General features: G+C 36.4%; 6 protein-coding genes. 4 read left to right on the forward strand and 2 right to left on the reverse strand.

Annotation, left to right across the window (positions count from 1 at the left end; translation table 11 throughout):
- Nucleotides 1-237 precede the first annotated feature (237 nt).
- The gene (locus WBG45_RS16450) at nt 238-357 is read left to right on the forward strand and encodes a hypothetical protein (RefSeq protein ID WP_424416166.1); all 120 of its coding nucleotides are present in this window, start codon (nt 238-240) and stop codon (nt 355-357) included.
- Nucleotides 358-790: 433 nt separating this feature from the next.
- On the opposite strand, the gene brnQ is transcribed toward WBG45_RS16450, so the two are convergent.
- Entirely contained in the window at nt 791-2110 is a 1320-nt protein-coding gene (gene brnQ / locus WBG45_RS16455; protein WP_424416161.1) for a branched-chain amino acid transport system II carrier protein, read from the reverse strand.
- Between the two features lie 984 nt (nt 2111-3094).
- The gene (locus tag WBG45_RS16460; RefSeq protein WP_424416162.1) at nt 3095-3652 is read right to left on the reverse strand and encodes a biotin transporter BioY; all 558 of its coding nucleotides are present in this window, start codon (nt 3650-3652) and stop codon (nt 3095-3097) included.
- A 170-nt stretch (nt 3653-3822) separates the two neighbouring features.
- Here WBG45_RS16460 and WBG45_RS16465 point away from each other — a divergent pair, with 170 nt between their 5' ends.
- From WBG45_RS16465 to WBG45_RS16475, 3 genes are all read left to right on the forward strand, one after another.
- On the forward strand, nt 3823-4437 hold the full coding sequence (locus WBG45_RS16465; RefSeq protein ID WP_424416163.1) for a 3'-5' exonuclease: 615 nt from the start codon (nt 3823-3825) through the stop codon (nt 4435-4437).
- Nucleotides 4438-4585: 148 nt separating this feature from the next.
- Nucleotides 4586-5020, forward strand: coding sequence for a MarR family winged helix-turn-helix transcriptional regulator (locus tag WBG45_RS16470; protein WP_424416164.1), 435 nt, complete (start codon nt 4586-4588; stop codon nt 5018-5020).
- 7 nt (nt 5021-5027) lie between these two features.
- Nucleotides 5028-6596 carry an MDR family MFS transporter gene (locus WBG45_RS16475; RefSeq protein WP_424416165.1) on the forward strand — a complete coding sequence of 523 codons (1569 nt, stop codon included), beginning with the start codon at nt 5028-5030 and terminating at the stop codon, nt 6594-6596.
- The last annotated feature ends 319 nt before the right edge of the window (nt 6597-6915 follow it).

Consider the following 6915-nt stretch of genomic DNA (forward strand, 5'->3'; position numbering starts at 1 on the left):
CACCCTAACAATAAATTATTTTAATCTTTATGGGCATACTATAAACTAATATCAACAACTTGGCTATAAGACCCCCTTATAGATAAAAACCCCTTGCAGAATTCAGCGACTGCGAGGGGTTTTTCACGTTAATAAATGAATGAAGCTACTAGTAGACAATATGCATAGGTCATATAACGTAACTTGCCATCATTAATGAGTTGAAATTAAAGCCTATAGAAGTTAAATGGACATAACCTGTATGTAACCGCCAGTGTGGGCATGACGTATGCAGAGCCTGGGAAAAATCTCGAAATTCTATTGAATGAAGCAAACATGGCCATGTATGAGGCCAAAGTAATGGGCGTAGTAAAATGAGCATTCATTAAAAAAATGAGAATCCCGAAATGGGATTCTCATTTTTTAATTTTATAGCTCTGGTAAACTCTATTTTGTTCTGATAGTAAGGGAATATCTATCTCCCCGCAGCAAGGTTCGAGTGAGGAGGCTTGCCTGTTTGTCCGCAGAAATGGAGCCAATTCCCACTTGTTTATAAAGGTGATCTGTAAAGCGATCCTATTAATTATCGTAAATTTAGTTAAATGATTGGAGTGAAGGGCGGCGACTCCGGCGGAAAAGTGTGTCCAGGTGTGACCCCACAGAGAGGGAAGCGAACGAGGAGGCAAACGGACCACCCGCGGAAAGCGTCCGCCCGTAACGGAAATCGACAGAATCTCTGTTTAATAATGTTCGTGTTTATATCCGGTTTTATGAATTACTAAATTGACTCAAATATCAACATCATTCTCTATCAACGCTTAATTTTATAAATAATGAAACCGATAATTCCGCCTACGATACCAGGAATAAGCCAACCAATTCCTTCATTGTAAAGTGGTAGATTAGTTAATACAGCTTCAACAGCGGGGAACGTTATTTTAGCTGCTTTAAAGCCATCAAAAATACTAATAAAACTTGTGAATAATAATGCTAGCCCGTAAACAATAGGTGCGCGATTAAATGACTTATCAATGAATGATAAAATCATTAATACGATTGCTAAAGGATAAATGGCCAATAGTACTGGCACCGAGAAATTAATGAGCTGAGTTAACCCTACATTTGAGATAACTGCACTAAATCCAGCAAAAATTAGCACATACGTCTTATAAGAGACTTTAGGTGTCAGTTTTTCAAAGAATTGAGAAGCTGCCGCGACTAATCCGATAGAGGTTGTTAAACAAGCAAAGGCAATCGTCATCGCCAAAATAATGCTACCAAAGTTTCCGAATAAAACATTTGAAGATAATGCTAATATTGAACCTCCATTGTCTTGTGCACCAATCGCTTCAGTACTCGTAGCACCGATAAAACTTAAAGCAATATAAACAAGAGATAACCCGACTGCTGCAATTACACCAGCGAAAATAGTTGATTTTACTAATGCTTGTTTATCACGAACTCCTTTGTCTTGAAGGGCATGAATCACAACAATACCAAATACTAAAGCAGCAAGGACATCCATTGTTAAATAGCCTTGTAAAAAGCTTTCGAAAAATGGACTTTCTTTGTACGCGCCTTGTGATGGTCCAATATCTCCCATAGGTGTAACCATACTTTTGATGGCTAATAAACTAATCACAACAATTAAAATCGGTGTTAAGATTTTACCAATGCGATCAACCAATTTTGTTGGATTTAAAGCAAATAAAACGGTGATGGTAAAAAATAAGATACTGAATATGAGTAATGGCCATGTTTCAGTTAACAGTGATCCTGGTAAAAAGGGAGCAACTCCGATTTCAAATGATACAGTCGCTGTCCTTGGAATTGCAAAAAGCGGGCCAATCACGAGATAAACCACTACTGTGAAAATCACGCCGAAAAGCGGATGAACACGACTCGCAATATCTTGCAAATCTCCGCCAGACTTCGCAATTGCAATAACTGCAAGCAATGGTAACCCAACGCCAGTAATTAGAAAGCCAAAAATAGCGATAACTAATGATTCTCCAGCTAATTGACCAAGCAAAGGAGGAAATATAATATTTCCTGCCCCTAAAAATAATGCAAATAACATCAAACCAACAACTATATTTTCTCCAACCGTTAAAGTATCTTTAGATTTCATCAAATAAAACTCCTTTTTCAAAGAATATAATAAACTAAAAAACTGGGATTCTTTTAATTTGTCTTGCATGTCCTATATACCAAAAATGAGGACTTTCCATTTATCAACGTATGTCGGCTTATATCTACGATTCCTTCCACAATTCATCGTGTAATCTAAAACGACACTTTCTGACTTTTCTTATTTCAAGTAACAATCATCTATTATACATGAAGCGCTTTCATAAAACTAACGAAATTGTTACAAGTGCGAGAAAATTCAAAACACTAAAGAGAATAATCGACAGTGAAGGAATGTTATGGGAAATATGGAGGTTATAAAAATCCTGGGGAACATTAATTGAATTAAAATCTGACAAAAGGACAATAACATTAGACAAATTTTTAAGTAGGATTTATTTCTTCATGTTTATTTCAAATAAATCTTCTTTAAATTACAAAGAATGTTGTCAAATTTATGAAGTAAGCGCTTATCTATGTCATTTATTCTCATCATCTAAAATATTACCCGGGAAATATTTGGTGTGTATTGTCATTTAGTAGACGGGAAATGAAGAGTAATTAAATGGACTATATATTTATATAGAAGAAAGTCGAAAGTGATGGCATAAAAAACAAGCAATGGACGTGAATCCATTGCTTGTCTTAGATCTTTTTATAAATATCGATTTATGGAATAAACATATCACTCAATCTTCGGGAAGTTGTCTGCTGGTGAAGGGCGATAATAGCGTAAGGACCTTTAGCACTTTTTCAAACTAATGTTAAAGTCTAAACACCAAGCAGGGACTGCCACGAAGACTCCTGTGGGAATAGCTTGAATTGAAGACCCCGAAGGAACGTAGTGACGAGGAGGCTGAAGCCAAGCCCACGGAAAGCGCAGTGACAGTCCCTACTGCTTTTTTTTATTCATTCACAATATAGTTGACTACAGTCTAAAACAAGCAATGGATGTGAATCCATTGCTTGTTTTGCTAGCTATTTATTAATGTGCAATTGAAACTGGTAATAATTTCGCGGATGTTAAACGGTTACGTACTAATATACCAACTGTTGCTGCTAACACTGCTTTAATAATTCCTACAATAATAAATGGAGCGACACCACTGGAGAATGCAGCCATCCAACTTAATTCAGCAACGAATTTTAACCATATTGCACCGAAAGTTAAAGTAATAATCATACCAATGATATTCGCAATGATTGCTGTAGTGACTGTAAATCCAAAACGCTCTAAAATCCATCCAATAAAGAATGCAGCAGGAATGAAACCAATAATATATCCTCCAGTTGGACCAAAGACAACGCCAAGACCTGAAGACATTCCGCTAAATACAGGTAATCCTGCAATACCTAGCATGATATAAACAATTACTGATAAAGTTCCGTATTTTTTTCCTAAAATCGTTGCGGCTAATCCGATAGCTAGAGTTTGTCCTGTAATAGGAACAAGTGGAAGAGGGATTGTAATTTGTGCCATGATTCCGATGATCGCTGCAAAAAGAGCAGTTACGATCAGCATTTTTAATCGATTGTTTCTCATCAGTGTAGTCCCCTTTTTTATGTAAACTTATATCAACAAATAGTTAACGCAAATAATATTATAATAATAAAATGTTATTTAATCAATAGTGCTTAACTTTTCTATATATTGGGTATATAGTTCAATCAGTAGGTAGTCTAATAGTTGGAAGAGATTCGGAGGGAAAAGAGATGGATGATCGACAGATTGATGCAGCAGAGCTACTCAGACGAAAATCACGTCAACAGTATTGGGCGTCATCAAGACGCACACCAACCCCGAAGAAATATAATCCTTCCGTCAAAAAAGTGACTGATTATGTGGTACTTGATTTTGAAACAACGGGATTACGACCAGGTGCTGACCAAATTATTCAAGTTGGTGCAGTTAAATATAAAAATCATGAACAAATGGATATCATGAATCAATTAGTTAATCCATTACGATCGATTTCTACACGTATTACGTCCTTAACTGGAATCACAAACGATATGGTAAGAAACGAACCAAAGATTGAATTTGTCATTAGTCAACTCATTAAATTTATTGGGGACCTTCCAATTGTCGCACACAATGCATCCTTTGATATGGGATTTTTATATGCACTAGAGGACAGGGTAGAAGTTCCAACATATACAGTAATCGATACGTTAAAACTCTCAAGAAAAATTATCAACCAAACACCTAATCATAAATTGACAACATTAACTCATTACTTACAGATCGAACATGATGCGCATAATGCATTAGGAGATTGCCTTGCTACAGCTAAAATTTATCAATATTGTTTCACACACTCTATTTAACTACTACAGTTAAATAGAGTTTTTTTGTTTAAAATCATACTACGTCACATGTTTCAATGTGCTAAGTATATTGACAATTAATTTCGGTAGGCGTAATATATTTAAATAGTTAAGTTACTAAACTATTTAAAACTGAAGGAGTTACACGATGAATGAAAGAAAAGAATTAATAACTGAATTTACACGATCATTTCGTTCTTTAGTGCGAACTGTTCGACAAGATTTCGCTGTCGAATTTGAAGGATTTATTCCATACAATGAATTTACAGTATTACGAGCTTTAGAGGACGATCGTACACTCAGAGTCTCAGATGTTGCACGCAGATTAAATGCAACAAACAGTTATGTCACATTAACGAGTGAGAAATTAGTGCAAAAAGGATACATTATTCGCGAGCGTAATAACGTGGATCGACGAACAGTTTACTTAACGTTGACTGAAGAAGGAATAAATCTCGTGAAAAAAATGGATGAAATCGTCTACGCATATTACAACAAAACGTTTGGTGATATCTCAAATGAAGAAATGACGACAGTGATGAATATTTTGGGGAAATTCAAGCCAATCGAAAGAGAGGTTTGATGACTAAATGGAACATTTAAAGCATAAAGAAAAAGTGACGATTATGATTGCCATTATCGGAGCTCTGTTTTTCGCTGCAGTCAACCAAACAATCGTGAGTAATGCTTTGCCAAAAATTATTTCTGATTTAGGTGGCTTAGATTACTATAGCTGGGTCTTTACAAGTTTCATGCTGACGAGTGCTATTATGACTGTCGTTGCAGGGAAACTGTCAGACATTTATGGAAGAAAACCTTTTTTCTTGATTGGTATATTAGTGTTCTCAGCAGGTGCATTTTTATGTGGGACATCTGGAACCATTGAACAATTAATTATTTATCGTGCCATACAAGGAATAGGTGCGGGGCTTATTATACCAACAGCTTTTGCAGCAGTCGGAGATTTATTTGCACCACGTGAGCGTGGGAAATGGCAAGGCATAATGAGTTCTGTGTTTGGCGTATCCAGCGTACTAGGACCTACAATCGGAGGTTATATTGTTGATAATCTTGATTGGAGATGGGTATTTTGGGTATTCTTACCACTAGGCATCGTAGCCTTTATATTAATATTAAAATTATTCCCGAAAACAGAACGTCGACAAAATGAAACCATTGATTACTTAGGAACTCTTTTCCTCAGTTCGACTTTAGTCACAATGTTACTCGGTTTGTCTTGGGCAGGCACACAGTACGAGTGGTCTTCTCCAATGATTTTATCATTGTTCGCAGGATCGATTGTTTCACTAGCCTTATTCATATGGGCAGAGAAACGCGCAAAAAGTCCAGTTTTACCTCTTCATTTATTTAAATACGCAAACTTTACGTACTCAAATATCATTGGATTTGCAGTAGGGATTGGGATGTTCGGGGGACTTATGTATGTGCCTTATTTCATTCAAGGCGTTCTCGGATATTCAGCAACCCACTCGAGCTTACTATCGATGACCATGACACTCGGATTAGTGGGAGCGAGTGCTTGGGGTGGCAATCTAATTACTAAAACAGGGAAATATAAGCGCCAAGCAACATTGGGACTGACAGTATCCGTAGTTGGACTTCTCTTGTTATCACAAATGGATATGAACATTTCACAGTTGCAGTTAGTCGTTTATTTAATATTGGTCGGCTTTGGTATTGGCATGGGGTTAACAGTCTTTACGTTAACCGTACAAAACTCAGTTGGACAAGAATATTTAGGAGTGGCAACAGCATCCACTCAATTATTCAGATCAATTGGCGGAACAGTTGGAGTAGCTCTTCTAGGAACGGTCTTGAATACATCAATGAAAGAAAAAATGACAACTTTCGATTCAAGTAAAGTACCAGACGAAGCGAAAGCAACATTAGCTAAATTCCAAGATCCCAATCTTTTATTAGACCATACGCGCATTGATGCCATTCGAGGGCAAATACCGGAACAAATGTTGCCTTTGTTTAATGAATTAATGTTGCATTTACAAGTTGCACTAAACCATGCTTTATCGAATGTATTCTTATTGGCAGCTATTGTAATGGCTTTTGCAGCACTTTTGACATTTGCAATTAAAGAAGTACCTCTTCGAAGTCAAAAAGAAACACTCAAAGTAGAAGAATAAGTCATATTTCATGATAAAAGCCGACAAGAGAGTATCCAGATGGATGCTCTTTTTTGGTTATAATAGATAGTAGAGTAATTGCGAGAAAATAGCCCATTAACCGATGGGCCTAGGCAAAAGCCCTGTTGCAGAATATACATATACTTTAGGTTTCCCTTTGGTACTACTTTCTGCAAAAAGCTTTTTGGAAATAATCATTTACTTTAGTTGAATAAAGGATTAAGATGGGAATATTATTTTTCGGATTCCGAAAGAAACGGTGAGGTGCTGACCACGTGAAACAATGGAAGATTTATGGAATACTCGTTTTTGTCATGTT

It is taken from the genome of Paenisporosarcina sp. (assembly GCF_049671445.1).
GTDB lineage: Bacteria > Bacillota > Bacilli > Bacillales_A > Planococcaceae > Paenisporosarcina.

Bases quoted from the DNA above. Each gene is read 5' to 3' on its own strand.
- WBG45_RS16470 (WP_424416164.1), top strand. From the start codon at position 4,586: ATGAATGAAAGAAAAGAATTAATAACTGAATTTACACGATCATTTCGT.
- WBG45_RS16475 (WP_424416165.1), top strand. From the start codon at position 5,028: ATGGAACATTTAAAGCATAAAGAAAAAGTGACGATTATGATTGCCATT.
- brnQ (WP_424416161.1), bottom strand. From the start codon at position 2,110: ATGAAATCTAAAGATACTTTAACGGTTGGAGAAAATATAGTTGTTGGT.
- WBG45_RS16460 (WP_424416162.1), bottom strand. From the start codon at position 3,652: ATGAGAAACAATCGATTAAAAATGCTGATCGTAACTGCTCTTTTTGCA.
- WBG45_RS16465 (WP_424416163.1), top strand. From the start codon at position 3,823: ATGGATGATCGACAGATTGATGCAGCAGAGCTACTCAGACGAAAATCA.